The 26,361-nt window shown below is 58.9% G+C and carries 24 protein-coding genes and 1 tRNA gene; 12 read left to right on the top strand and 13 right to left on the bottom strand.

Annotated features, from left to right (window positions below):
- The 6 genes from NZ740_09850 to NZ740_09875 all read left to right on the top strand — a co-directional run.
- Nucleotides 1-785 (top strand): C25 family cysteine peptidase (locus NZ740_09850; GenBank protein MCS6772310.1); only part of this gene is annotated, 785 nt, incomplete at its 5' end.
- Between the two features lie 306 nt (nt 786-1,091).
- Entirely contained in the window at nt 1,092-1,640 is a 549-nt protein-coding gene (locus tag NZ740_09855) for a hypothetical protein (protein MCS6772311.1), read from the top strand.
- Nucleotides 1,641-1,653: 13 nt separating this feature from the next.
- Complete coding sequence (locus NZ740_09860) at nt 1,654-2,655, top strand: thiamine pyrophosphate-dependent dehydrogenase E1 component subunit alpha (GenBank protein MCS6772312.1); 1,002 nt, start codon at nt 1,654-1,656, stop codon at nt 2,653-2,655.
- On the top strand, nt 2,648-3,622 hold the full coding sequence (locus tag NZ740_09865) for an alpha-ketoacid dehydrogenase subunit beta (GenBank protein MCS6772313.1): 975 nt from the start codon (nt 2,648-2,650) through the stop codon (nt 3,620-3,622). Before NZ740_09860 ends, NZ740_09865 begins: the two co-directional genes overlap by 8 nt.
- A gap of 96 nt (nt 3,623-3,718) precedes the next feature.
- Nucleotides 3,719-5,020: a 2-oxo acid dehydrogenase subunit E2 gene (locus NZ740_09870; protein ID MCS6772314.1), complete on the top strand. Its 1,302-nt coding sequence runs from the start codon at nt 3,719-3,721 to the stop codon at nt 5,018-5,020.
- A 168-nt stretch (nt 5,021-5,188) separates the two neighbouring features.
- Nucleotides 5,189-6,019, top strand: coding sequence for a PTS sugar transporter subunit IIA (locus tag NZ740_09875; GenBank protein ID MCS6772315.1), 831 nt, complete (start codon nt 5,189-5,191; stop codon nt 6,017-6,019).
- Between the two features lie 27 nt (nt 6,020-6,046).
- Here NZ740_09875 and NZ740_09880 read toward each other — a convergent pair whose 3' ends face one another.
- From NZ740_09880 to NZ740_09905, 6 genes are all read right to left on the bottom strand, one after another.
- A complete protein-coding gene (locus NZ740_09880; protein MCS6772316.1) occupies nt 6,047-6,604 on the bottom strand; it encodes a hypothetical protein in 558 nt (185 codons plus the stop codon).
- A complete protein-coding gene (locus tag NZ740_09885; GenBank protein ID MCS6772317.1) occupies nt 6,559-8,253 on the bottom strand; it encodes a serine/threonine protein kinase in 1,695 nt (564 codons plus the stop codon). Before NZ740_09885 ends, NZ740_09880 begins: the two co-directional genes overlap by 46 nt.
- A gap of 15 nt (nt 8,254-8,268) precedes the next feature.
- Nucleotides 8,269-8,766, bottom strand: a complete 498-nt coding sequence (locus NZ740_09890) for a peptidylprolyl isomerase (protein ID MCS6772318.1) — start codon at nt 8,764-8,766, stop codon at nt 8,269-8,271.
- Nucleotides 8,767-9,154: 388 nt separating this feature from the next.
- Entirely contained in the window at nt 9,155-10,615 is a 1,461-nt protein-coding gene (locus NZ740_09895) for a CHAD domain-containing protein (protein ID MCS6772319.1), read from the bottom strand.
- Nucleotides 10,616-10,950: 335 nt separating this feature from the next.
- Nucleotides 10,951-12,627 (bottom strand): energy-dependent translational throttle protein EttA, encoded by a 1,677-nt coding sequence (gene ettA, locus NZ740_09900; protein ID MCS6772320.1) that lies wholly within the window; start codon nt 12,625-12,627, stop codon nt 10,951-10,953.
- 59 nt (nt 12,628-12,686) lie between these two features.
- On the bottom strand, nt 12,687-13,265 hold the full coding sequence (locus NZ740_09905) for a hypothetical protein (GenBank protein MCS6772321.1): 579 nt from the start codon (nt 13,263-13,265) through the stop codon (nt 12,687-12,689).
- Between the two features lie 274 nt (nt 13,266-13,539).
- On the opposite strand from NZ740_09905, the gene NZ740_09910 reads away from it, so the two are divergent.
- Nucleotides 13,540-13,614: transfer RNA gene (locus NZ740_09910), tRNA-Cys, on the top strand.
- A gap of 30 nt (nt 13,615-13,644) precedes the next feature.
- On the opposite strand, the gene NZ740_09915 is transcribed toward NZ740_09910, so the two are convergent.
- The gene (locus NZ740_09915; GenBank protein MCS6772322.1) at nt 13,645-14,865 is read right to left on the bottom strand and encodes a D-alanyl-D-alanine carboxypeptidase; all 1,221 of its coding nucleotides are present in this window, start codon (nt 14,863-14,865) and stop codon (nt 13,645-13,647) included.
- Between NZ740_09915 and NZ740_09920 the strand changes: the two genes are divergently transcribed.
- Nucleotides 14,848-18,168, top strand: coding sequence for an SNF2 family helicase (locus NZ740_09920; GenBank protein ID MCS6772323.1), 3,321 nt, complete (start codon nt 14,848-14,850; stop codon nt 18,166-18,168). The genes NZ740_09915 and NZ740_09920 overlap by 18 nt on opposite strands.
- Nucleotides 18,169-18,399: 231 nt before the next feature.
- Here the strand turns inward: NZ740_09920 and NZ740_09925 are convergent, their stop codons facing one another.
- Together NZ740_09925 and NZ740_09930 are read right to left on the bottom strand one after the other, a co-directional pair.
- Nucleotides 18,400-20,139 carry a hypothetical protein gene (locus tag NZ740_09925; protein ID MCS6772324.1) on the bottom strand — a complete coding sequence of 580 codons (1,740 nt, stop codon included), beginning with the start codon at nt 20,137-20,139 and terminating at the stop codon, nt 18,400-18,402.
- A 541-nt stretch (nt 20,140-20,680) separates the two neighbouring features.
- Entirely contained in the window at nt 20,681-21,550 is an 870-nt protein-coding gene (locus NZ740_09930) for a hypothetical protein (protein ID MCS6772325.1), read from the bottom strand.
- A 328-nt stretch (nt 21,551-21,878) separates the two neighbouring features.
- On the opposite strand from NZ740_09930, the gene NZ740_09935 reads away from it, so the two are divergent.
- The 3 genes from NZ740_09935 to NZ740_09945 all read left to right on the top strand — a co-directional run bounded on the left by NZ740_09935 (nt 21,879) and on the right by NZ740_09945 (nt 22,735).
- On the top strand, nt 21,879-22,115 hold the full coding sequence (locus tag NZ740_09935) for a hypothetical protein (protein MCS6772326.1): 237 nt from the start codon (nt 21,879-21,881) through the stop codon (nt 22,113-22,115).
- 77 nt (nt 22,116-22,192) lie between these two features.
- Nucleotides 22,193-22,354 carry a hypothetical protein gene (locus tag NZ740_09940; GenBank protein MCS6772327.1) on the top strand — a complete coding sequence of 54 codons (162 nt, stop codon included), beginning with the start codon at nt 22,193-22,195 and terminating at the stop codon, nt 22,352-22,354.
- A 183-nt stretch (nt 22,355-22,537) separates the two neighbouring features.
- Complete coding sequence (locus tag NZ740_09945; GenBank protein MCS6772328.1) at nt 22,538-22,735, top strand: hypothetical protein; 198 nt, start codon at nt 22,538-22,540, stop codon at nt 22,733-22,735.
- Between the two features lie 295 nt (nt 22,736-23,030).
- Here the strand turns inward: NZ740_09945 and NZ740_09950 are convergent, their stop codons facing one another.
- Nucleotides 23,031-23,783 (bottom strand): hypothetical protein, encoded by a 753-nt coding sequence (locus tag NZ740_09950; protein ID MCS6772329.1) that lies wholly within the window; start codon nt 23,781-23,783, stop codon nt 23,031-23,033.
- A gap of 79 nt (nt 23,784-23,862) precedes the next feature.
- On the bottom strand, nt 23,863-24,909 hold the full coding sequence (locus tag NZ740_09955) for an IS1380 family transposase (GenBank protein ID MCS6772330.1): 1,047 nt from the start codon (nt 24,907-24,909) through the stop codon (nt 23,863-23,865).
- Between NZ740_09955 and NZ740_09960 the strand changes: the two genes are divergently transcribed.
- Nucleotides 24,908-25,324 carry a hypothetical protein gene (locus tag NZ740_09960; protein ID MCS6772331.1) on the top strand — a complete coding sequence of 139 codons (417 nt, stop codon included), beginning with the start codon at nt 24,908-24,910 and terminating at the stop codon, nt 25,322-25,324. The genes NZ740_09955 and NZ740_09960 overlap by 2 nt on opposite strands.
- A gap of 88 nt (nt 25,325-25,412) precedes the next feature.
- On the opposite strand, the gene NZ740_09965 is transcribed toward NZ740_09960, so the two are convergent.
- Nucleotides 25,413-26,003: a dihydrofolate reductase family protein gene (locus NZ740_09965; protein MCS6772332.1), complete on the bottom strand. Its 591-nt coding sequence runs from the start codon at nt 26,001-26,003 to the stop codon at nt 25,413-25,415.
- A 147-nt stretch (nt 26,004-26,150) separates the two neighbouring features.
- A partial coding sequence (locus tag NZ740_09970) for a DUF2200 domain-containing protein (protein MCS6772333.1) occupies nt 26,151-26,361 on the bottom strand: 211 nt, incomplete at its 5' end.

Below are 26,361 nucleotides of genomic sequence, written 5' to 3' on the forward strand. Positions count from 1 at the left end.
ACGGGAACACGCGTCGGATGGCGTTGGAGGGGCTGCTGCGGGTGGAGGATATGAGCGCGCTTTCAAATAGCGATCGTGCGCCGGTCGTGGAGGCGTATGGGTGTTTGATGGGGAACTTCAGCGTGCCGGGCAGCGGGAGTTTAGGCGAGCGGCTGGTGGCGGGGTCAGTGGGTGCGGTGGCGGTGGTGGGGGCGTCGTCGATGGCGCACAACGAGGGGAGCGTGAAGGTGGGTAGTTCGCTGTTGCGGGAGATGTACGAGGAGGGGCACGGACGGCTGGGGGATGCGTGGGCGGCGATGAAGGGGCGTGAGGCGTCAAATCGGTACGCGCAGAGCTATCAGTTGTTAGGCGATCCTGCGTTGGCGCTTGGGGATGCGGCGGCTGGGCGGGGCGGACCTGAGACAAGTCCGGTGCGGCCGAGCTATGAGGAGTGGGCGGCGTGGGCGTTTTCGCCGGCGTGGCGGGAGCTGGGGCTGCCGACGGAGGGGTGGTTGGACGCGGATAGGGACCGGCAGAGCAATTATGAGGAATACATGGCGGGGACGGATCCGATGGATGACGGGTCGGCGTTTGTGGTGGTGACGGTGCGGCGGACGGCGGAGGGGCGGACGGAGGTTCGGTGGGAGTCGGCGGGCGGGCGGGTATATGCGATCGAACGCGCGACATCGCCCGGCGGTCCGTACCAGACCGTTGCGGACAACCTGCCTGCCACCCCTGGCGTGAATACGTGGGTGGATCCTGAGGAATCCACTTCAACCGCCTTCTACCGCGTGAGAGTGAAGTGAAGGGGAGGATCGATCAAAAGGGGGAGCAGGTGTCTTCGCGTCACTGAGGGGGAGTTTTTCTTGTGGTTGAGTTGATCCGGTAGCGATGCGTTGATGTAGGATTTTCGAACCCAGGTTATTCAAGCGCGCGGCCTTTCGCAGCGCCTGGAATCCCTGGAGCGCGCAAGGTCGCTCGCGAAACTATGCGTGCTTTTTTCTTGAATGCGGTGCGAACCGCCGCTTTTGCCTGCCGGTGCTGTGCGTTACGACCGAAGACGGTTCGAGTTGCGCTTGTCGTTACGAGCAAAACGTTCAATATGGAGTGCGATGAAGCGGACATTAGTCCTAATTACCTCTATTGTCATGCTGATGACGCTGGTTGGAATCTGTGCTTGGGTCACGTTCGCGCCGATATTTCAGAAGAAATTGGGGATACTCGTCGTGCAATCAGGGCTGATCTTCTGCGCCGCGATTGCCAGCGATTCGGGCACCAGCATCGTCGCCGAGCTTTTTTCTGAAAGGTTGGGACTGCGTTTACTCGAAGCGATGGATGGATTGTTGTACGAATACGGTCCTTGTGCAGCCGCTTATTCTGCGGGTGACCGGGGGTTGCTGAGGTTCGGGATCGTCGTCCTGTCGGGTATAGGAATCGTTTGCAGTTGCGTCGGTGCTCGAAGCGTCTTCCGCCGTTACTATCCGCATCATGGCTTTTCGGGCGTTTCAGCTCCTTTTGCCGACTGGCGGCTCGACAACATGACCCCATCTGGCGTGAGGTCTTTGCTTGCTTCGTTTGCGAATGTGTCGGACGGTCTATTCTTGACTGCACGATCGCGGCCCGGATGGGAAATGCCCGGCGCTTTGCGTTGCATTGCCTAAAGGGGCCACGATTGTGTCCGCGACAAGTGAAACGGCCAAGTGCCCCCCTCAGCATCCCGGAAGCGGGGACTGGCGGCGTTTGTTTCGAGCGTTGTTGCTTGCGCGAAAAATCGATGAGCGTCTCATCCGCCTTTATCATCATGCCAAAATTTATGGGGGCGTATATACAGGCATCGGCCATGAGGCGATCGGCGCGGCGGCCGCCGTTGCCGGCGGCGCTGATGACCTTTATGCGCCTTTGATCCGCGATCTAGCGGTCCATACCGGGCGCGGGGAAACGGCAAGGAACATATTCCGTCAATGGTTGGCACGAGCCGAAGGGCCCACTCGTGGTAGAGATGGCAACGTTCACTTTGGCAACCTGAAAAACGGCGTCTACACGATGATCTCCCATCTTGGCGCCATGTTGCCGGTGCTGGTCGGGGCGGTGATGGCGCGACGCCGGCAGGGTCGATCCTGCGTCGGCTTTGGGTTCATCGGCGATGGCGGAACGAGCACAGGAGATTTCCATGAGGCGGTAAATTTCGCGGCGGTTTTTGATGTTCCGGTTCTCTTCATCGTCGAAAACAATCATTACGCGTACTCCACACCGACCCGGCTTCAATTTCGGTGCAAATCACTCGCTGACAAGGCGATCGGATACGGCATGGAGGGCCTTCGCGTGGACGGCAATGATGCCGTCGCGCTCTTGCGGACCTTTCGAGCTCTCTCGGAGGATATTCGGGAGCACCCTCGCCCCGTTTTGATCGAGTGCGACACGATGCGTATGCGAGGGCACGGTGAGCACGACGATTTTTCCTACGTGCCGAGAGATCTTTTGGCGCGCTACGCTGCGCGGGATCCCGTCCGCGTTGCGCGCGAGCGTCTTCTGTCAGAGGGTCTGCTCACGTGCAGCGATCTTGAAACCATCGAAACCGAGGTCGCTGCCGACGTGGAATCCTCCTATCTCGATGCTCTTCGCGATCCACCGCCCAATCCGGCGACCCTCATCAACGGAATATATGCCGATGATTGAGATGACATATTTGGAAGGGATCCGCGAAGGCCTTCGCCACGCTTTGCGAGCGCATCCGGAGGTGGTAATTTTCGGTGAAGATGTAGGGCAGTTTGGCGGAGCCTTCAAGGTCACCCTCGGATTTCAGGAAGAATTTGGTGCCGACCGTTGCTTTGACACGCCCATCAGCGAGTCGGCCCTTCTCGGCGCCGCGATTGGCATGGCGACCCAGGGAATGAAACCCGTCGTGGAACTTCAGTTTGCCGACTTCGGTACCACTGCTATTCACCAACTACTGAACAACGCGGGCACCCACTGCTACCGAACAGGCATACCGGTTCCGATGACGGTTCGGGCCCCCTGTGGCGGCGGATTCGGGGGTGGCCCCTTTCACTCGGAGGAATTGGAAGCCCTTTTTTGCCACATGCCTGGCTTGAAAGTGGTCTATCCCGCTTTTCCGTCCGACGCGCGGAATCTCTTGTATGCGGCGATTTTGGATCCAAATCCGGTCATTTTTTTGGAGAACAAGTTTCTTTACCGCCACGTAAAGGAACTGGTGCCGAAAGAGGTCGAGCCTGCCCGGATCGGTACCGCCCGGATCGTTCGCCCCGGTTCGGACGCCGCGGTTCTAACGTACGGCGCTATGGTACATGAATCGATGCGGGCGGCGAATCGATTGGCGGCCCGCGGCTACGAGGTCCTTGTGCTCGACCTTCGGACTCTGAAGCCATATGACGAGGATGCGATTGTTGCTGCCGCGGCAGCGACCAATCGCGTGATGATCGTCCATGAGGGCTGGCGAACCTGCGGATTCGGCGCAGAGCTCGCTGCCGTTGTTGCTGAGCGAGCCTTCCACTTACTCGATGCACCCATCATGCGCATCACAGCGCCAGATGTTCCGGTTCCCTTCGCTCCGGAGCTGGAACGCGCCTATCGGCCGAACTCGGACAAAATTGAGGCGGCCCTGGTGGAGCTTCTGGAGTACTGATCCCATGGCGAAGCTCGCGGAAGCAAGCGAGGTAGCTCGACATCGGGCCGTCACACCCTATCGGTACAGGTCGAGGACGCCTACCCGGAGATCCCCATGAAATCCATTCCGATCCTGATGCCCCAAATGGGTCAAAGCGTGGCCGATGGCACCATCATCCGATGGCGCAAGCGGCCCGGCGAGGCCGTCGCCGCCGATGAGATCATCATGGAGGTCGAGAGCGATAAGATTACTGTCGAAGTCGAAAGCCCTGCCTCGGGAGTACTCACCTCCATCCTCAAGCGGGAGGGCGAGCGGGCCGCGGTCGGCGAGGTCGTGGCTCTGATGGAGACATCGGACCCGATCGGCGAGGTTGTGGAAGGCGGGAAACCGCCCGCTGCGCACCGGCCTCATGCCGGTAGCGACGCGAACCAGATTCTCGTCTCCGCCCTTCAGGAGAATGACGAGGGTGGCGTGTCCAGCCGGCTTCCGGAGCTGACCCGGGACTGGCTCTCCCCGACGGTCCTGCGCCTCGCACTGTTGAATGAGGTCACTTTGAATGAACTCCAGAGCATACGCGGAAGCGGCCAGCATGGACGAATTACCAAAAACGACCTGCTAGCCTACCTGGCGCAGCGGGCGGCCAGGCGCTCTTCTACGGGAACACCCGGCGCCGGGGGTCATCACGGTCCCCGGGATATCGAAAAACTTGGAACGGTCGTTCCGATGACGGCCATCCGCCGCACCATCGCCGACCACATGGTTCAGTCAATTCGCACGAGCGCGCACGTCACCATGGTCCACATGGTTGACATGACGCATATCGTCGAACTTCGCGAGCGATTGAAGGGCGCGTTTGAGCGGAAATACGGCGTACGAATGTCCTACACCGGCGTGATGATCTACGTAACGTCTCGTGTGCTGAAAGACTTTCCCACCATCAATGCGTCGGTCTTCGGCGACAACATCGTGTTGCGGAACGAAATCAACATCGGGTGCGCCGTCGCCCTTCAGGATGAAAGCTTGGTTGTCCCGGTGATCAAGCGTGTGGATCAGCGGAGCTTCCCCGAAATCGCGCAGGATCTGGAAAGGCTGATCAAGCTGGCCCGTTCCAAACAACTTCGCCGCGAGGATGTCGAGGGCGGAACCTTCTCGATATCGAATTTTGGCGCGTTCGGCAGCATCATTGGCACACCCATCATCTACCAGCCGCAGGTCGCGATTCTGGGCATGGGTGCCATCGTGAAAATGCCAACGGTCATCGGGGACCGGATCGAAATCCGAGACCAGCTCTATTTGAGCTTCTCGTTCGACCACCGGGTGATCGACGGCGCGCAGGGGGGCCGTTTCCTAAATGCGATACAGGTTCGCACCGAGTCTCTGACCGAGAGCGAACTGGGGCTCGAAGAACTCGGTTGATATCGCGGCGGCATACCTGCGAGCTTCGGACCATCAGCAGCCATCCAGGAGCCTCTTGCGGGCGCGTGATCCCGTGGTATAAGCGAAGCGTGGCGAGACCACAATTCGCGACACCGAAAAGAGGCTTTTACTATGTCATCCGTTTCATCTGAGATGGGCTCGGGCAGCATGCAACGCTGGATCCAACACATGATTCAGCTACAGGACCTCATTTTCGCCCGTGAGCAACAGCAGGCATCAATGCAGGTCGCGCGCATGAGCGCGCTGGATGCTTCGATCGAAGCCATGGAGCGGGATTTGCCGGATGAAATTCGCTCCCATTTCCAAAAGATTTATAAGCGGGGCACACTGGCAATCGTGCCGATCGCGAACGGCGTTTGTTCCGCCTGCGGGATGGCCATACCCATCAGTCAGGTCCATGCCGTACATGCCGCGGAAAAAATTTACACCTGCCCGAATTGCGCCCGTTTCCTGTTCTATCAGACCTCTGCTCCGAGACGACTCGCCTCGCAACGCCGCCGTGGCGAGCCTGCGCAGGTGGGGTTGGCGCGGTTTTCATCCCCCCGACTGATGATCCCGCAACTATCCGCCACGGACCGCGACGGCGTGCTTGCGGAAATGAGCGCCCGCCTTGAGGCAGAGGGATTTGTCGACAACGCTGGACGGCTCGCGGAGGAGGCGGTGAAACGGGAAGTGATCGCGAGTACGGCGGTGGATCCCGGCCTCGCGTTCCCCCACGTCCGCGGGGTGGAGGGAGGAGGTCTCACGCTAGTTCTGGGGATCAGCCGCAAAGGTGTAAAATTTGGCGGCCGGACCCTCTCGCGGATCATCTTTTTCATGGTGATTCCGACGGCGGCGAGTGCCTTTTACCTAAAGTTGTTGTCGGGCCTGACGCGGAGTTTTCGCGACGAATCCGCGAGGGACTTGCTCCTCAAGGCGCGCACGCCGGATGAGCTTTGGAAAGCCCTGACCAAGGCCACCCGCTCCACCGTGCCCTGAGCCGGTGGTGCTGGGCTGGATCATTCCCTACAGACCGGGCAGCTCGCGCTGGGGGTTCCGGATGCGGCGAACAGTCCCGTCGGAATAGAGGACGTGATATCCTCCCCAGTGGGGGGCCGGGACATCGCTGCTTAGGGCGTTCATATCTACCAGCATCCATGTGGCCTGAGCGCCGCGAGGAATACGTTTGCCGTTGAGGCGAACGTTCCAGAGGTAGGTCAGACCCTCGGCCCTTTGCACGGGGTGGCTCGCCGGGCAGACGCACTTTTCCGGAGCTAGACCGTACGGCTCTAGCACAACGCGAAGACTGTCCGAATCCTCCATCGGGTGGTCCGGGAAATAGGCAAGCGAAGGAAGGGTGCCGCGTTCGATTTCGTACACCTCGAGCGCCCGATAGACCGATCGAAGATTGTCAGCGCATTCCCTCGCATGCCGAACGCGTTCCAACACCGCCAGCAAGAGTGCAGAAAGGACGGCCACAGATGCCGCCAGCGCCAGCACGCGGAACCAGATCCACCCCGCCTGTCGGTCTGCGGCGGTCAATTCCGTTGCTCCAGCAAGGCTCGCGCCAGCGGTGAGGGCCATTCCCAGGACGGCGATGCGCTCTGCACCGCGCGGCGCAGATGCGAAACATAGCCCGCTTCGTTGCCATCTACGCGGTGGCGGAGCGCAATGGCCAAATGAACATCGTTGTGTAGGCGGGACGGTAGGAAGGGCAATCGATCAAGAAGCTGTTGCGTTGAAATTTCACCTGAAAGACAACGCAGAATGTCCCGAAGCGCGCCTTCGGGCGGCAAGGGTTTAATAGCGACGAGCCTTGCCGCTTCCGCCCGAGTGTCCTGCACCAGAGCCAAGGTGACCGCCTCCATCTGGGCCAGGTCGGAAATCGCAGACGAGGCGTCCGGTTGCGCGAGGATGTCGCGGTAGGCGGCAAGCGCCAAATCCGCCTGCCCAAGCATGGTTTCTGCCCGAGCCATTTCTAGCCGCGCGATCGACGCCGTGCGTTCGTCGCCGATCGAGCGCGCCAGCTCGACCGCCGCCCGATACGAGTCCCGGGCCGCGGCCCAGCGTCCGGCGCTCAGGTCGCGGCGCGCGATCCGGATTTCGTTCCATGCAGCGGATTGCTCAAGCGAGGCAGGAGGCTCGGCGGCGCCCTTCAACATCATGTTCCGCAGGTGCGCCATGCTGATCAATTTTTCGAACTGGGCGTCGAGCAGCTTCTGCCGAACATACAGTCCGCCCCCTGCGGCCATCGCCAACATCACGGCGGCAGCGGCAAAAAACTGGTCATATTTCCTTGCGAGCGTCAGGAGTCGGTCGAAGCAAGTCGACAACCGCGCCGACACCCGGCGGCCTGTTCGCGCGCGTTCAAGGTCCGCAGCAAATGATTCGGCGTCGTGATAGCGGCGGCTCTCCTGTTTCTCGAGAGCTTTCATGATGACCGCCTCGACCTCGGGCGAGATGTCCTTGCGGTAGTGGCGAATTCTTTTCGGCGGCTCGTTTTTGACCGCCTCCAAGACCTGCTTGACGGGTGACGAGTGCTGCGGGGAATACGGGAGCATGCCCGTGAGGGCCTCGTAAAGGACCACTCCCAACGAATAAATGTCACTGCGCGGCCCGGCCTGATCGGCTCGCGCCTGCTCGGGCGACATGTAGAGCGGCGTGCCGGTGAGCGCGCCCGTGATCGTGCAGGACGGCCAGTCCACCAGCTCCGCCACGCCGAAGTCCGTCAAGAGCGGCTCGCCAAACTCATCAATCATGATATTCGACGGCTTCACGTCCCTGTGAACGATGTTGCGCGTATGCGCGTAGTGCAGGGCGCGCGCAATTTTCACCCCGATGGTCAGAATTTCGTCGACCGACAGCGAGGAGGACTCCATCAATGATTCGAGTGTTCGGCTATTGCGGATGGGTTCCATCACGATGTAGTGGTAAATGCCGTCCTGCCCCGTGGCATAGACCTTCATAATGTTGGGGTGACGGCGAAGCTTTTTCGACGCTTCGGCCTCACGTTTGAAGCGCTCGAGCATGGTCGGAGAAACGCCCGGTCCCTCCTGAAAAACTTTGAGCGCAACCTCGTGGCCCGTGGAATCACGCGCCAGAAAAACATTGGCCATGGACCCGTGTCCGAGCGTGTCCAGGATCACATAATCACCAATCCGAAACCCGACACCCGGCGCGCCCGGCACCGGCGGCGCCTGCGGATTTTGGGCCGGATCTGTCATGATAGCCATGCGCGAGCGACCGGCCTATCGAGGCACTTCCACGGCTTCCCTTATGATGATCGGTTCCAACGGCACATTTTCGTGGAACCCGTGCGTAGTCGTCGCGACCGCCTTGATTTGATCCACCACATCCATACCCGAAACGACCTTGCCAAATACGCAGTAGCCGTATCCCCGTGGATCGGGCGATTGAAAATTGAGAAAGTCGTTGTCAACCACGTTGATGAAAAACTGGGCGGTCGCGCTATGAGGTTCGATTGTTCGGGCCATCGCAATCGTACCCCGCTCGTTCCGCAGTCCGTTGGACGCTTCGTTGCGGATCGGCGAGCGGGTGGGTTTCTGCTGCATGTCTGGCGTGAACCCGCCACCCTGGATCATGAATCCGTCGATCACACGGTGAAAAATGGTGCCGTTATAATGGCCATCGCGTACATATTGCAGGAAATTGGCTACCGTTTCAGGAGCCTTGTCGGGGTAGAGCTCGATGGTGATGTCGCCGAGCGTGGTCTTCAGAACAACCATAGGGTTCTCCTCCTTTTCAGCGCGGTTTTCAGCCGCTACCGCATCGTCGGCTTCCGAAGGTTGCTCCGCCATTGTGGGCAACCAGGTGCCGGCCAACAAAGCCAGCGTGATCAATGCTGAACGGCTCATGAGGATATCCTCCAAACGTAATAACAACTTATCAGCGGCCAAACGAACGATTCAAGATTGGGTTTTTGAACATGTTTGAGAATTTTTCAGTTGAGTTTGGCAAATACCCCCATCCGCTTTTTCAGCTCCCACGGGCGCCCAAAATTCCATGCCATGGAAATTCCATAGGATGGAAGGCCACCTGAGTAAATTTTCCATACGATGGAAATCGAAGGACCCTTGGGAAGTGGCGTCTGGCCTCGACGTGGTGTTTCGGGTTTTATTTCCAGGCGGCTCGGCAGTTTCTTTGGATTTTTCGGTCCAGGAACGCGTCCCAGGCCTCGCGGAATCTTTTGTATTCCTTGCGCCGCCTCTTCGCAAGTGCGGCCACCAGCTCTGGGGGGGCTTCGGCCTCGCTCGCGCGGGCGAGCGCGAGGTCAAGGTCGTGGATACGGCCCAAGTTTCGTTCGATGGGGCGCACTGTCTCGATGAGAAAGCTCGCGCGGCTTCCCAACGCGGCCTCTACAAGGGATGTGAGCAGGCGGAGTTTGCGCAGGCGGATGCGGAGCCGATGTAGTTTCTCCGGGCTCTGGCTTTTCGCCCAACGTTTTTTCGCGAGGGCTGCCCGCCAGGCATCTCGCACCGCACGTCGGGCAAGGGGTCCAAATTTGCGATTGAGGCGCCCTCCGGCGTGAACAAGCTCGATCCGTAGCAGATAGCCAAATCGCGCCATGAGGTTTTGGACATCGGGACCCTGCAGATAGGCGCGTAGATCGGCGCGAGAGCCGGCCCGCAGCTTCTCCTGAGCGGCGAGAAAATCAGGGGCTGACTCGATGAGCGGCCTGATTTTCGGCTTCTGAAGAATCGCGAGCCAAACGTCGATGTCACGCGCCGGACCCAGCGCCTTGGTAAAATCGCGAAGGAGCGATTCGACCTCCTTCGCGGACGTGTCGCGCAGGGGCCGATCAAAGGCCTCGAGGATACGCCGCAGGCTTCGCGCCGCAATGCGCAGGTCGTGAAGCGTCTCCTCGTCGTCCTCTCGCGCAGCGCGCCGCGCGGAGGTTCGCAGGACTCTGAACTGGCGCAACATCAACCGGCGGAGCGCCTCGCCTGCCGGCTGATCGGGTTGCGGCTCCGGTTTGCATTTTCGCGGGACGGCTTCGAAAAGGACGCCGAGTGGGAAGACGCGTTGCCAGAGATCGGATTTCGCCATGGCCCGCTCGATGCCGGCGGCGCCGGCGGGCGTAGCGACCTGGATGCGAAACAGACCATTATCGAGCGAAATGGATTTGATTCGGCTTTCCTGCAAATGGCCGCTGTCGAGGGCGTCAGCTATTCGCAAAATGGCGGCCAGTTTGAATATCCGTTCCGGTTGCGCCAGATTCCCGAGGGCCCGCGGGAGCTGACCATCGTCGGGCAACTTTCCATGGAGGCTGATGATCGCGGCGATTTCCGTTTGCTGGCGCGCTGTGAAGCCGCGGAGGCCTCTGGAAAGAATCAATTCGGCGGCGGCCTGCGGATGGTTCGCTGGGTCCTGGGAATACGCGATGTCGTGCAACTTCGACGCCGCCTCAAGCAGCAAACGGTCCGACTTTCTCAGATTGAGCGCTGATCGGACCGCATCGAAGATTTCAAGCGCGAGCGACGCCACGAATTCCGTGTGCGGATTCTCATTCTGGAACTCCGCGCATAATTCTTCGATGCCGGGCGTCTGCTCGCGGTTGGCTGGACGAGAGGGCATTCGAATTCACCGCATGGGATTCTAACACGAATGGGCTGCACTGCGAATTTTTCGAAAACGCAGGATCTGGCGAACCGCCGTCGAAAAGGTTTAGGGGGAGGGCGGCCGCGCCCGTTTTCGAACTTTGAGCCTGCGCAATTCCCGTTCGTAACACTCCGGGCAGGCTCCATGCGATATGGCGTTGATTTTGCCCGGCTTTACATCCATCCAGTTGCCGCAATAGGCGCAGCGCACGGGCATCAATTCGGCGCAGGAACCAGTCTCACCATTTGTGCAAGCGGCGTTCGAGAATTCCATTATTTTCATCCCATAACATCCGGCTAGACGGCCATTCGTCAAGTGGGCCGGATGGGTTTGAAGCGCATGCGGGTCGGGCGGTCGGCCGCGTCGCCCAACAGCCGGCGTCGGTGTTCGTGATAGGCTTCGTAGTTGCCTTCGAACCAGGTCACTTTGCTGTCGCCTTCAAAGGCGAGAATGTGTGTGGCGATCCTGTCCAGAAACCAGCGGTCGTGGCTGATAACGACGGCGCAGCCTCCGAAATTCAACAAAGCCTCCTCAAGCGACCGCAGCGTGTCTACATCGAGATCGTTGGTCGGCTCATCGAGCAGCAACAGATTTCCGCCGGTGCGCAGTAGTTTTGCGAGATGCAAGCGGTTGCGTTCGCCGCCGGAAAGCTGGCCAACTTTTTTCTGTTGGTCGGCGCCTCGGAAATTGAAGCGCGCACAGTAGGCCCGGCTGTTCATGGATTTTCCACCAAGGTCCAGCACATCTCGTCCGCCGGTGATCTCCTCGAACACGGTTTTGTTGGGGTCGAGGGAATCCCGAAATTGGTCGACGTAGGCGATTCGCACGGTCGGGCCAACGATCAGACGCCCTGAAGTTGGTTTTTCCTGGCCCACGATCATTTTGAACAGGGTCGTTTTCCCGGCACCGTTGCCGCCGATAACGCCGACGATGCCACCGCGGGGCAGGTCGAAATTGACATTTTCCATCAGCAGCCGGTCGCCATACGCCTTGGTTAGGTTTTCCGCCCGGACTACGAGATCGCCCAGCCGTTCTCCGGAGGGGATCTGGATTTGCAGCGAATCCTCGCGGGTATCAATGGGTTGCGCCGCAAGCTCTTCATATCGTTGGAGTCGCGCCTTGTTTCGGGCGCGCCGCGCCCCCGGATTCATGCGGACCCAGGCTAACTCGCGCTCTAGGAGTTTGCGGCGACTTTGCGCGGCTTTTGCCTCGCGCTCCTGTTGGGCCTGTTTTTGTTCCAACCACGAGGCGTAATTGCCCTTGTAGGGATATGCCCGTCCGCCTTCCAACTCAAGAATCCATTCCGCGACATTCGTCAGGAAGTACCGGTCGTGTGTGACGACGATCAACGTGCCGGGAAATTTTTTGAGGTATTCCTCCAGCCACGCGACGGACTCCGCGTCGAGATGGTTGGTCGGCTCGTCGAGCAGAAGCACATCCGGGTTCGACAGCAAGAGTCGGCAGAGTGCCACGCGGCGTCGCTCGCCGCCTGAAATTTCCGCGATCTTCGCGTCTGGCGGAGGCAGGCGGAGCGCTTCCATGGCCATCTCAATTTGGTGGTCGAGGTTCCACAGATCGTGGGAGTCGATCAGGCTTTGGAGACGGTCCATTTCGTTTTCGAGTTTCGCTCGGTCCTCCGCGCCAAGGTCCTCCGCCAGCTTTTCGCAGACCTCGTCATATCGCTGGAGAATTTTCCGCGCCTCGTCGACGCCATCCTGCACGTTGCCCATCACATCCTTGGACGGGTCCAGCAGGGGTTCTTGCGGCAGATAGCCAACCTTGATGTTTTTCGCTGTCTGCACCTCGCCTAGGTAGTCTTTGTCAATTCCGGCCAGGATCCGAAGAAGCGTCGACTTGCCCGCCCCGTTCCCGCCGATGACGCCGATTTTGGCGCCGAAAAAAAAGGCGAGAGTCACATCATCCAGGACATTTTGCTTGTTGTATTGCTTCGTAAGCCGCTGGAGCGTGAATACATATTCTCCGGCCATGAGAACCTCCAAGCCCGCCGAACATACGGAGACGCGACTCGCCGGCAAGCGCAATCGGACTAGAACCGCTGAAAACGAAGATCGCGCACGGCGATTTCTGAGGCCGGGGTTCGCCCCCCCATTGAGATCAGGCGAATTTCCTGAATACAAGACCAATCTAAGGGCCTGCCGAGGTCAGCTCCCTCTTCGGCCGCGGGTGTGCTATCCGGTTTAATGGAAACAGCATTCCTGAATTCGGTGAGGGGCACCATCACAATTGTCCAATCCTCTCCTCGGGTATGAGTGCGGCCATTCAATGGGACGTCGGCCAGGGCGGGGGATCGCTTAGCCGGCCGATCCGCGAGTCCAACTGAAAGCAACGGAGCCACCCACGCCGGTTTCAGCAGAAAGACCAGTTGATACTTTTTGTAAATTCCATTCAGGTCAATGGGCTCGCGCAACAGGATTGATCCGTAGGAATAAATGTTTTGGGGAAGCCGCAGACGCCATTCGAATCCATAGTAGTCCCAGATGAGGCGTTGACGTGTGCGTTCGCGCGGGTATGTCGAATCGGATTGGACATGCCGCGGTAGCTCGATGATTTCGATGCGAAGTGGAAATCTTTTGCTTTCGCCATCGCCGGGGTCAGAAGGCGACACAGCAGCTGAGGCCGCGGATGGCTCCGAAAGGGGAGCGGATGGAGACGGCGGGGATGGAACGGTCTGCGCCCCGAGCAGGCTCGCAAAAAAAAGCGACATACTTAGCAGGACGATTCCTGCCCTGGCCGCCTGCCCAAACCGGTGCTTCAAAGTATCAATAGATTGGATAAAGACACTCCAGGCGATCAATAGATCGCTTTCATAATATCGGTTCCCTGTTGGCATGGAAACAGAGAAGTGATAGTTTTGGACTTTTGATGTTGTTGGCGCTCATGGCGCGGTAGCCAAGTGGTAAGGCGGAGGTCTGCAAAACCTCTATTCGTGGGTTCGATTCCCACCCGCGCCTCCAATCAATCGGCGAGGCTTCCTGAGGACGATTTCACTTTTTTCGGCGGATCCGCGTGAACGCGGCACCCAGTATCAGAGCGCCTGCACCCAATGTGGCCGCCCAAAGAATGGGGCGGCCGAAGACATCCTGCGGTAGCGTTTCATCTGCCACCTCTTGGGACGGATCCGGCGGCAAGCGAGGCGAATGGGTCGATCCGCCGGACAACGATTCCGAAGAGGTTCCAGTGATTCGAGAATGCACGCCGGATCCTGGAATCGACGATTCATGCAAAGTGGGTATACCGGACGCGGAAATCAACGGAGTGGAGGACGGGAGTGGTGCTGGCTTCGGAACTTTGCTAAATCCGAGCGCCAGCAGTTCGCGCGCTTTTTGGTCCCGCACCAGGCGGTTTTCGCTGCCAAGGACTGCCGCAATAATGCGGACATTATTTCGCTTTGCGGTGGCGAGGATCGAATACCCCGCCGCACGAAAGTATCCAGTCTTAAAGCCGTCAACCCCTTCGACCTCGCCGAGCAATTTATTGTGATTGCGCATGATGAAGGAGTCGTTGCGGAAGCCGCGTTCGCGGATCGACGTATATCGAAACACGAGGGGATGTTTGGACAGCTCGATACCGAGCTTCGCGAGATCGCGGGCAGTAGTCGTATCGGGCATCTGTCCCTCGGAGGGCGGCAGGCCGTGTTCGCTGACGAATACCGTCCGGGTCATTCCCAATTGAGCTGCGCGCTCGTTCATCCTACGAACGAACGCCTCTCGGCTGCCGGCCACATGTTGGGCGAGGGCGACGGCGGCGTCATTCGCAGATTGAATCATCAGGGCGTCGAGGAGCTCGTCGATCGTAAAAACTTCTCCTTCCTTCAGATACACCTGGGATCCGCCCATACGTGACGCCTCTGCGCTTACCCGCACGCGATCGCCTAGGCGCAGCAGGCCGGCGTCGACCTGTTCCACGATGAGCAGGAGAGTCATCAGCTTCAACACGCTGGCCGGATAGCCAACGGCGTCCGCATTGTCTTCGAAAAGGACCGATCCGTCTGCGGCGTTGACGACGATCGCCCCCCGCCACGGGTCCCTTGCGACCGACTCGAGTTTCGCTGCGGCCAGAATCGGCAACCCGGCTATCCAGATCCCGAGGGTACATGCGATGAATTTCATGGCGGTACCGTTGAACTGCTGCTCCGCGAGGTCAAGCAGGAACAAGTGCCCGATGCTCCCGCTATTGTTGGAATCCCCATGAGATTCGCGGTACACGTCGCAAATCGTGCTTTGACCGGCGGACGGGTTTGTGTAGTCTCGTATGTCTCGAAACCTGTGGAGGAACGTCGGCAGGGGATTACGGTGGGCATACCTTTCACCCAAAAAATGCTCCTGGATTGGGCGGGCGCCTCCATTTTTCGGGACGCCCAGATGATGTATGAGCGCGGAGCCGTTCAAGAGGCGATCTTCGAGGCGCCTCTGATTCGCGGCGTCATTTCATTTGGAAACCGAACCATACACACTCGCGCGCGGGTTCTGTCCGACGGCACCTGCGAAAATCTTTGCCCCTGCCGCGACAGTACGGAGCGCGGAATCATCTGCGCCCATGTCATTGCGGTCGGCCTCGCGCTGGTCCGACGGCATGCGGATCCGGAGCGGGAGCGAAAATATGTCGAGGAACAGCGGCGGGCCGCCCGCCTCGCACAAATCGATGAGTCCGCGTTTCTCAAGCGCACAACAACTCCCCAGTCCGGGACCGTTCCGGCTCGCGTCATCCTGGCTCTCGCATCAGGTTGGCAGCGAGCCATCGGTGAAATTCTGGCCGGCCAACCTTCGCGGATCCCGTTGATGTGCTGGTTAGAGATCAAACAGAGCCGGCAGCCCATCGACCAAGTGCCGCGCACGAGCACCTATTTTCTCTCAAAGAAGGACGAGTCGATTCTCTTTGTCCTCGAAGACGCTTGCGGAGGACCCGTCGGCAGTCGGATCGCGCTCTCCGCGGCTGATTTTATCAATGTGCTCAATTTGCATGTCGGCAAACCGCTGCTGGAAGAGGGGGAGGACCGGAAGATCACCGTCAACGGCGCGCCCATGCAATCGCTGGTCAAATTGGCTCTCGATGATGCCACGGGCGAGCTTATTCTCGATCTGCAGACGCCATTGCCTTTTGCCGAAAACGGGCAGCGTCCGCTCTATGTCCTCGCGGGAAACGCCGGATGGGTCTACGCTCACGGCCATTTCTGGCCCCTCGCCACCTTCCTCCCGTCGCCCATGCGGGCCGCCTATCTTGGACCTGTTCGCATCCCTCGGGAGTCGATTCCGCGCTTTCTCCAGCATGAATGTCCGGCGCTTGCCAAAGGCATTCCGCTTCAGACCGAGATCACCCTTGACATGTTCACGCTTGAGCCGGCAACACCGGTTTTCCGCCTAGTGGTGAAGGGCAGTCCTGCGTCGCTTGCAGCATGCCTGCGTGCGGAATACAACGGGATCTCCCTCGTTGCCGGCAAGACAGAGGCTGGCGGCCACTTTGCCATTCCCGACCCTGAGGATATTTTCCGGTTTTACGTCCGAAATCTTCCGGCTGAGAACGCGGCGCTGACCCGCGCCGCCGAGGTGGGTTTCAGGGGCCCCGTAGGCGACAAATTGGAGCCGCTGGTCGGTTGCCGGCAGGTGCTGAACTTTTTGGGCCGCGATCTGCCCGCCCTTCGACGTGCTGGATGGAAGGTCGATATCGAGGGCCCCATTCGTGAATTTGCGGAAAATACACCGCATGTCACTCCCGTGGTTCACGTTCGCGAACATGGGGCGCCTGGATGGTTTGAAATTGATTTCGAATTCGACGACGGGGCTGGAGGATCCATCACGCCGGCCGATGTGCAACGCGCGCTGCTGAAGGGCGAATCGTTCATCGAGCGGAATGGCCGCATGATTCTTCTCGACACAGGGGCCGTCACGGCCATGAACGAGGTCTTCGCAGACTGCGCAGCGGGAGAGGGAACGCGGCCCGGCAGTTTTCGCCTGCCTTCGATTTACGCCTCCTACGTCAAATCTTCGCTCGACGCGTTGGACGGAGTCGATGTCGAGGCAGCCCCGTCTTGGATGGCTGCAGCGCGCCGACAAAACCGCGAACTCAAAGTGGAGCCGGTGCAACTGCCCGAGCCCCTCGAGGCCATCCTGCGACCCTATCAACGCGAAGGCGTCGCCTGGCTGCGCTTCCTCGAACTCAATGGGTTTGCGGGGATCCTCGCGGATGAAATGGGACTGGGCAAAACCCTGCAAACGCTGGCCTGGCTTTCTCTTCCACGTTCAAATCCGGATGCGGTCGGCAAGCCGTCGTTGATCGTTTGCCCCACCAGCCTGGTCGAAAACTGGCTCGAGGAGGCGCGCCGCTTCACGCCCGGGCTCCGGGTCCTGCCCCTCGCCGGCAGTCGGCGCCATGAAAAATGGTCCGAGCTGGCGGCATACGACGTCCTCGTCACCTCCTACGCGTTGCTGCGCCGCGACATTGAGCAGTATTTGGACTATAAGTTCGCCTGTCTCATTCTCGACGAGGCGCAGCACATCAAGAATCGGTCCACGCAAAACGCGATCGCGGCGAAACGTCTCCGCGCCGCCCACCGCCTTGTCCTGACGGGCACCCCGATTGAAAACAGCGTGTCCGACCTGTGGTCGATCATGGACTTCCTGATGCCCGGCTACCTTGGATCGCATGAGCGTTTTGTGGCGACCTATGAGCAGCCCATAGCCCGCGGCGACCGCGAAGGAGAGGCTGCGCAGGCGCGGCTCCGTCGCAAATTGCATCCCTTCTTGTTGCGCCGGCTCAAGCGGGAGGTCGCGACCGATCTGCCCCCGAAGATCGAAAAGATCGCCCTTTGCAGTCTCTCGCCGGACCAGCAAACCGTCTACAAGGAATTGCTCGACGCCTCGCGGCGCAAGGTGTTCGACCTCGTCATGAAACAGGGATTCCAACGCTCGAGGATGGAAATTCTCAAGACACTGCTCCGCCTCCGACAGGTTTGTTGCCATCTGGATCTCCTGAATCTGCCGGGCCTGAACCCGAAGATGCCCTCTGCAAAACTCGACCTGTTCTTCGAGCTGCTCGACGAGGTGCTGGACGGCGGTCATCGCGCCCTCGTGTTTAGCCAGTTCACCTCGATGCTTGCGATCCTGCGCCGCGAACTCGATGCCCGGGGCATCCGCTACTGCTACCTGGATGGCGCGACCCAGGAACGCCTCAAAGAGGTCCACGCCTTTAATACCGACCGGAGCATTCCCCTTTTCCTGATCAGCCTTAAGGCAGGCGGAACCGGGCTCAACCTCACCGGCGCCGACACGGTGATTCACTATGACCCCTGGTGGAATCCTGCCGTTGAAGATCAGGCGACCGATCGCGCGTATCGAATCGGACAGAAGCGCACGGTCTACAAGCTGAAATTGATCACTAAATCGACCGTCGAAGAAAAGGTGCTGGAACTACAGCGCCGCAAAAAGGCCGTTATCGATGCCACCCTCGAGTCTGATGAACAGGTCATCGGCGCCCTGACGTGGGAAGACGTTCAGGAACTACTCAGCCTTTAGTCGACGCTTTGTGTCCGCCAAAAAGATCCCATCAGGGCTGGCGCTTCCGCGGGCAATCGCCGCGGTTAGGGTTGAAACCATCCGCTGCCACACGACAAAATTTACATTTTCTGTAAATTGCAGGGCATGGACGCGCTCAACTACATATTTTCCAGATCATGGAATTTTATCCGCGATCTGTGCTCCTCGCGCCTCGCAGCGGCCTTCCATTCCTCGATGTTCCAGACGACGTTAGAGAAGAATTTCGCCCTCCAAGCCTTTTGAGCTCGGAAGGGTTTCATCCAATCCCGGACCTTGGAGGCGTGCGACGTCCGGCTTGACCGTAAGCCTCAATTCATCGCCGGCGTGCCGGAATTTCAAGATGTTTGCGAGGCAGATCAGCCGTTCAAATCCGTCGCCCCGCCCATAATTCCAAACTTCATCAGGCTGGGCGATTCGAGTGCCCTCGTAAATCGATTCATTGGGCATAGAGGCCAATTTCGCGGCGACCTCCCGGTCAGAGAGGCCGGTTGAACCGGCGATCGATACCGGGCTTCGCTCGATCGCGGCGCGAAGGGGGGGGAGCCAATGGATACGCGCAAAGTCGCGCGCAGCGTAAAAGGCGAGATCCGCAGATCGGTTGACGGGCCGGAGTTCTTCGAGGCGGGCGATGATGTGCTCGCGGGTCATACCCGGTCGAATTCCGAGCGGAGAGGAAGGCACGAACCGGATGGAACGGCCGCCATCGGGTAGGCGGGGCTCCAACTTTGCAAATTGCACGAGCCTGCGAATGACCTCCTTCGAGCGGCTGCATTGACAATCCAGAGCGGCAGCGAGCCGCTCGACATCCTCGTTTCTGGAAAGGTCCATCGGTCGGGCCTTGAAAACCCCCTCAAAATCATTCAGCACGAGGCGATCGGGCAGGGGTTCGGGAAAGAATTCGTCCTCATCGATTTCAGCGAGAAGCTTGTCGCGGGTGGCATCGCTGACCTTGTAGGGGCCGTTGTGCTCGTAGGCGTAGACGCGTTCCGCGGCGATGTAGCGCTTCTTTCCGTGCGACTCGTATCGAATTTGGAAACATTTTTGGAGCGAGCTCTGATCGCGAAGGAAATTAGCAAGAATTTCCATCGTGATGGGCGTGGTGAGAAAGGCGCGAAGTGCCTCGGAAAAACGGCGATACTCGGATGGATCAATCGTCGCCTCTGGATACACGCAGTGCAGGTAGCCTGTATGATGCGCCACGATGGTCACCCGCTCGTGGCGCAGCGCGCGCTGAGCCTTGGCTGTCTGCTCGGTGCCGTTGAACCACATGTTCTTCGTCACGAGCCGGCGATTGTTGGTGATGATGCCCTCATTCAAGATAACGAAGTTCTGGGAGTGAAGCGGGGTGGCCATCAGAAAGATGTCGTCGAGCGGGACGCCGCAGACGATGAACAGAGCGGCCGCATAAAGCGTCGATAGCGAGACACATTCACCGGCCCCCCGGGTGAAGCCGGCCCGATAACGGAACGCGTCCATGGCTTCCACCGTTTCGGTTTTCCAGTACGGGATGACGTTGCCATCGTATTTGTCGAGGCCGAAATGCCGGCGGATATCGATGTCGAAGTAGTATTTGTCCCCCTCGTAACCGAACAGCGCATTGCTCTGGCTGATGGTCGCCTCATCCATCCACGGGTTGAACCGTGCGAGCTCGCGCTCCTTGGTCGTCAGCCCCCACGTGTCGAGATCGAGGTTGAATTCGTAGTGGTCGATGATGAACTGTTTGAGGCGAAGCACGCGCCGATAAGGGGTGAGCTTGTGAACGCCCTCAAACCACGGGTCCTCGAGCCATCGCCAGATGCGGGGCGACATCAAATTGGCGAGCACCAATCCGTAGAGCAGCTCCGGAAAGACAAAGATCTCCATGTCGGACAGCGTTGCCGCCGAGGAATATTTTTCTTCCTGGTCGGGCGGAACCGGAGGGATCGGCGAAGACGAATACAGAACTCTCATGGTTCCAACCTATTTCATGCTTCCGGTTCGCGCCAGTGGGATGTCGTGAGGGTGCCGTCAACAATTGTGTGTACTTTTGAGTAGCGGTTGGTCGGGTTTCATTCCGGGAATCGAAATCCAGGTCATACGCAAGACGCCGGCGAGCGCGAAGCGCTCGGCAGCGCGCGGGCTTTGAAGCGCTCCGATAGGGTTGAGGCGTTTTCGGAGTTGAGAGAAGAGCCCCTCCAAAACGCTGGTGGTGGTGAGCAAGGAGCGCAGCGAGGCCGGCATGGGCTACAACCCAGCATGAGCCGGAAAGGCAACTGCTACGACAACGCGATGATGGAATCGTTCTGCGCGGCGCCGAAGAAATAACTGATCCATCGGGTGCAGTTCTCGACGCGGGCCGAGGCGTATCGGGCGATATTTGAATTAATCGAGATAACCGGGTGAGGCTCCGCAGATCACTCAGTTATCGGTTCCAGTGGGCTTTGAAACCATGAGCAACCAACATCACGAATACACCACCCACGTAGGTGTCCACTAAATCGGGGGACTTCAGTCATCTAGTCGGGACCCTATAGAAGTCGGTATGCCGCACCAATTTTCGCCGCATCAAAATGCGGACAGCCAACCCGCTCAATCCGATCGCGATCATCGATACGACCGACGGTTCAGGAACGATTGACATGCTATTGATAAAGAAATCATACCGAGTACCCTCGCCCGCGTTTTGATTTACTGCGCCGAACGCGACAGGCAAGCCGCTCATGCTCCCGCCAAATACAGCTGCGGAGCTGTCACGCCTGGTTATGGTTGCCAGATAGTTTGTCGCGCTTGTCATTACAACGGTCAAATTCAGCCCTTCATCGCCATAGTCAAGTCCAGTATCTAAAATGCCGAAATAATCTTGGGAATAGTAATTCGTCAATCCACCGGTAAAATAGACCCTAAAAACAAAATTTGAATCTGCATCTAAAAACCCAAGTGAAACTTCTCCTCCTGACTGGATATATCCGTTATCGAAATCGACAGAAAAAGTCTGCCCAGAACTCAACGGACCTCCCGTGAAAGGACGGATGGCAAACGCAGAAAGAAAAGTATTGGCATACATCCCCCATGCCGCAGGGCTGGACGCGCCTGTATCGATATCGAGATCACCGTGCAAGCCATTGATAGAAGCGTCATCCCAGCCGTCTGCGTTTGCAGTTGATGAGCCAATGTAAAAACCATGGGACGAACTCATCGCATTTGTCGGTTGGGGGGGAACAAGAATCCATGCCCCGAATCCATAACCACCATTCAGTCCTACACCCCAACCGCCAGAATACGCCGGATCGGAGGCGTCATCTGCAGCCAAATTCGCGGCATGTGCAACAGTCGCCATCGTCCATAATAATAGCAAGCTACTAATGAATGGGATTTTTTTCATATTGAAGCATCCTTTATGACTTCATCATGTGACTCTCGCTATTGTTTGTAAAGTTTTTTTATTATCGAATCGACGCACATGAAAAGACACCCGGGAGCTGGTAGAACGGGGATGGGAAACAAATCGTTGGCTCAAGCCAAAAGACTCCACACCCGGAGGCATGGCAAGTATGAGCATGCAGAGTCGGATGGACGTGGTAAAGCAGTTGTGTCAAACGTATCAGCGCGCGGGGGCCCTGGTTCGGCGCAAGCTGGTGGACTAGCTTTGTTCGGTGCGGCTACCAATGTAAATGCGCAATCAAGGTGTTGAACGGCAGTCGACCAATTCCATGTGTTCTGCGTCGTGGTGGCGGGAAGCGACTGTACGACGAGCCGTCGCGCAGGTGGTCGCGGCGATCTGGAAACCTGCGGACTATCCCTGCGGCAAGCGGCTGGCCGCGATAATGCCGCTGTGGCTTCCGGCGCACGAGGCGCGGATCGTCCCGCTGGACGAAGCGCTGCGTGCGCGCACGCTCTGCGTCAGTCCCGCCACGCTGGACCGGCTTTTAGGAAACACTGCGCGCTAATGCCGCAGCGCCGGGGCGGCACAAAACCCGGCCGTCTGCTGCGCACGTAGATACCGATCCGCTACGAGAACTGAACGGTGGATAACCCCGTTTATCTGGAGACTGAAACGGTGGATCACGGCAGCGAGCGCGTCGAGGGCGACTTCATGCGCTCGATCACCTACACCGACATCTACAGCGGCTGGATCGAGCAGGCAGCCATCTGGAACAAGAGTGGAGCGCGCGTGCTGGAAAGCTAGCGCGAAATGAAATAGAGCGCGAGCTTCCGCTTGCGATACTGGTCTTTAAATGCGAAAGTGGCGGCGCATTCATCGACCATGCTCTCGTGCGGTTTTTCGGCGCGCGCGACCCCTACACTTCAACCGCAGCCGCTTGTACCGTAAGAACGACAACGCCCACGTCGAACAAAAAACTGGACGAGGATGAGGCACCTTTGGGGATACGCGCGCTACGACAACCCAAGGCTTGTGGCGCTGGTGGACGACCTGTACCGCCACGAATGTTGGTTATTACAGAATTCTTTCCAGCCGGTCATTAAGCTCGAAAAGAAAAAACGTCACGGCAGCCTCGTGAAGAAACGCTGCGACAAGCCACAAAAACGCCAGCCCGCCGACTCCTAAACTGGAAAGGACTGTACATGGGAAAACGAACTTGGATCGAGACGATGCAGTGGACCCTAGATCCCATCGCGCTGAACGGAGCGGACAACCGGAAGCTGCAGGTCGTTCGGCGCGTACAGCGGGAATGGGCGTAATGCAGCGTGACGCGCTCGATGCTGCGGCTACCGCCACACGGCGGCACACGCAGTATCATTCTTTTTTCATCTCACACGTGTATGAGTCAACTCGGACTACGTTTTCGGGGCCTCCGTTGTGTTGCTCGCGTCGGCGCGACCTCGCGCAAACTGAGGCGGCGTTAGCGCTCCGTTTCCACGCGATAAAAAACGGTATTGCCGGCAGGCTCGGACCAGTTGGTGACTAATCCGCTAGCGACGAACGTCCACGACGTCATCCAGGTTTCGTCAAAAAGGGTTCCCGCCCGCGTGAGATGATTCGTCGCCCCCGGCGTCAGGTCGGAGATTTCCAGATGAATCACCGCATCCGTCACCGCGGCGGAAGTGAAACGGGTGGGCGCGGGCGATAAGCCGCTGATGATCTCGGCAAAACCGTTCGGGCCATTGCTGATGCGAATGTCGTCCAGCCGCGGCTTCGCGTGATTCAGCGCGGAGGCTTTGTTGAACGAAATGCCGACGCCGCTGAACTCGGCGCCGAACGCGTCCGCATAGCCGTAGCTATAGATCGGAAATCCGAGTCCAAATTCGCCCGCATTGAGCGGCGGGTCCACCCACAATTCGCAGCCGTCGTTGGTGGAGCCGCCCATGTTCATTTGGATCTTCACGACGAGCATGTGCGTGGCGCCCGCGGCGCGGTCTGCCGTGGAGCTGTAATCGGTAAAGCCCGCGTATTGCATGGCCGGCTCGGGAATGCCGTCGTTGAAGGGCCCGGTATACGTCGTGCCGACGGTGCCGACCAGCGCGACATAATTGCCGGGGCCGTCCGGGTGATCGAGGTGAAACAGCACGTCCGTGAAGTTCGAGTGATTGTTGACCAGACACAGAATCCAGATCGTGCCGGTCATACCCTGATTTCCGCCCACCGAGTAATCCACGTCGAGCCTGCGATTGCAGACATCGCTGCCCGGCGAACGAGCCGGTAGATACGAACAGATGCGGGAAAGATCGCTGGAGCTATATCGGAACCGCGCCCAGCCCCTTGGCGCAAAGACGGAAACGATGTTTCCAGGGATAATGTTCCGCCAACTCCACCACCACGCGCCGGGCCGTCTCCTTGACCCGCACCGCCACCTTGAGCAACCAGCCGCGCACCGTGGCCATCTGGGGCCGAAGCCCCGCGCGCTTCCATGCGGGAGCCAGCCCCTGCACAAGCGTCAAGGCCGCCAGCGAAAGGATCGCCCGAAACTGGTTGGCGCCGGCGCGCGAGCAGGAAAAGCGGCCCAACCCCGCGTCGTTCTTGAGTTCCTTGATGCTGTTTTCCATGTCCGAATGACCGTAGTAGCGCCTGAAGCCAGGCTCCGAGCCGCTGCGACCCGTCGTGATAATATAGCGAACGTTGTCTCGCGGCGCCTTGCCGTCGGCGAGTGCCACCTCGACCTTGCAGAGCACGCGACGCGACCGGCTCCAAGACGCCGCGCGATACTCGGTATCCAGATAGAAGGCGACCGTTTCTTGGTCGCGTGTGGCCAGATCGCGCACCACGTCCAAGGCCTCTTCCATTTCGCGCGCCAATACGCTGTTGGAGGCCACGCCGATGTCGTAGCCGATGCGTTGCTCGTCGAGCCAGTCAAGCAAGTCGCTGCGGGCAAATGCGCTGTCGGCACGCAGCCAGAGCCGGGCGCTGCGCCAGAGCATATGGAGGCGGGGAACCAGACGCCGGAGGACGGGCAGGACGCCTTGCATGGCATCGGCGTTGCCGGGGCGCAGCAGCAACACGAGGGGGTACTTCCGGGGATCCTCGTCGAAGGAAATGGTGATGACCAAGGGCAGATAGCACCACGTGTCGTAGTACCCATTGAAGAAAGTCAGTTGCTGTGCGCCGTAGGTGGGCGTGCAGGTCGGGTCCACATCGATCCAGACCCGGCGTGCGGCGCGGTGTCGTTTATGCAGGTGAAGAAGCAGCGTCTCGGCGAGCGCATGGGCCAATGCGATAGAGGTCGCCGCGCCGTGCGGTGTTCTCGAATCGGGAGAGCGTGGGCTGACTGGCCAGGGCTTGATCATGGAGTCCGCGCCCGCAGGCCAGCTTGAACATGGGGTCGTTGGCGAGGGCGGCGGCATCGTTGACGTCGGGGTAGCCTGCGGCCAGCGCGTAGACGCGCTGCTGGAGTTGGGCGAGCAGGGAGTGGTCGACTTTGGCGGCTTGCCGACGATCCGGGATGGCGGCGGCCAGACGGGAAGAGAGGTTCAGTTTACGGTCACGGGCCTTGAGCAGCAAAAGCCCGCCATCGCTGGAGAGTTGTTGGTCAGAAAACTGGATGTGGAGGGGTTTGTGAAAAAGGTCTGGAAAAAGCAGACAGTCTGTAGGAATATTAGTCATTGGAAAACCTCGCATGCCGTTTTGTGTAAACAGCTAAACGTTAGCATGTTACAGAGGTTTTCCAATACTATTTTACAACTATTTCATGCCCCTTCATGAATAATCCGGGCTAACGGTCGGGTTCAGCCGCGTTGCGGAGCGTGTCGGCTGCAACCCAGTGTTAGCCAGCACCGAAGCACAATGAGCGCTAACGTTCACGCATATATCGGCAGACTTGGGCGCCGGTGCTCGCCTTCACGACCGAGACAAGTTCAAACCCCAGCGGCTTGCCCATCACTGGGAAGAGCTTCTTGCCGCTCCCAATGATGAGTGGGACGACTGTCAGAACCAACTCGTCAACTAGATCGGCGGTCAGAAGCGACTGCACCATCCTCGCGCTGCCGTATACGTAGATGTAGCCGCCCGACTGCGCCCTTAGATCAGCCACTGTCTTCAGGAAGTCTTTGCCGCGGATGATTGTCGTTGGGGGCCACACGATGTCATCCTCGGTGAGCGTGTCGGACACGACATACTTTTGCACGCGGTTGATCCAGTCAGAAAACTCGTCACCCGAGCGGGAAGGCCATGCAGTGGCCGAGACTTGATAGGTGCGCCGTCCTTGCAGGAGGGCATCGCTTTGCTTGGCGAGTTCGTCAAACGTTCCGCCAACGATCTCGGGATCGAAATACTTCGCCATCCACCCACCATGGGCAAAGCCGCCGTCGGCGTCTTCGCTCGGGGCTCCGGGCGCTTGGATAACTCCGTCAAGGCTGATGAATTCCGTGATAAGCGTCTTCATGGGTTCTCCTGTTTACACGGCTATGGGATCTGTGCTGGCTAACGGCGCGCATCAGCCGCGCGCGCAGCGCGTCGGCTGCATGCAGTGTTGGGCGGCTGTTGATGACTTTTGTGCTCACCAGCTCAATTTCATGAGCGTCACAACACCTCACGAGCCACGCAAAATCTTCTCCATCTTCCTGCCCTTCGCTAACTCATCCACCAACTTATCCAAGTACCGAACCCGCTGTGTCAACGGATCCTTGATTTCCTCCACCCGATACCCACAGATCACACCGGTGATGAGGCGCGCATTCGGGTTGAGGGAAGCCTGTTGGAAGAATGTTTCAAAAGTTGCCTGTGCTTTGATAAGTTCCTGA

Source organism: Kiritimatiellia bacterium (genome assembly GCA_025054615.1).
GTDB lineage: Bacteria > Verrucomicrobiota > Kiritimatiellia > CAIVKH01 > CAIVKH01 > JANWZO01.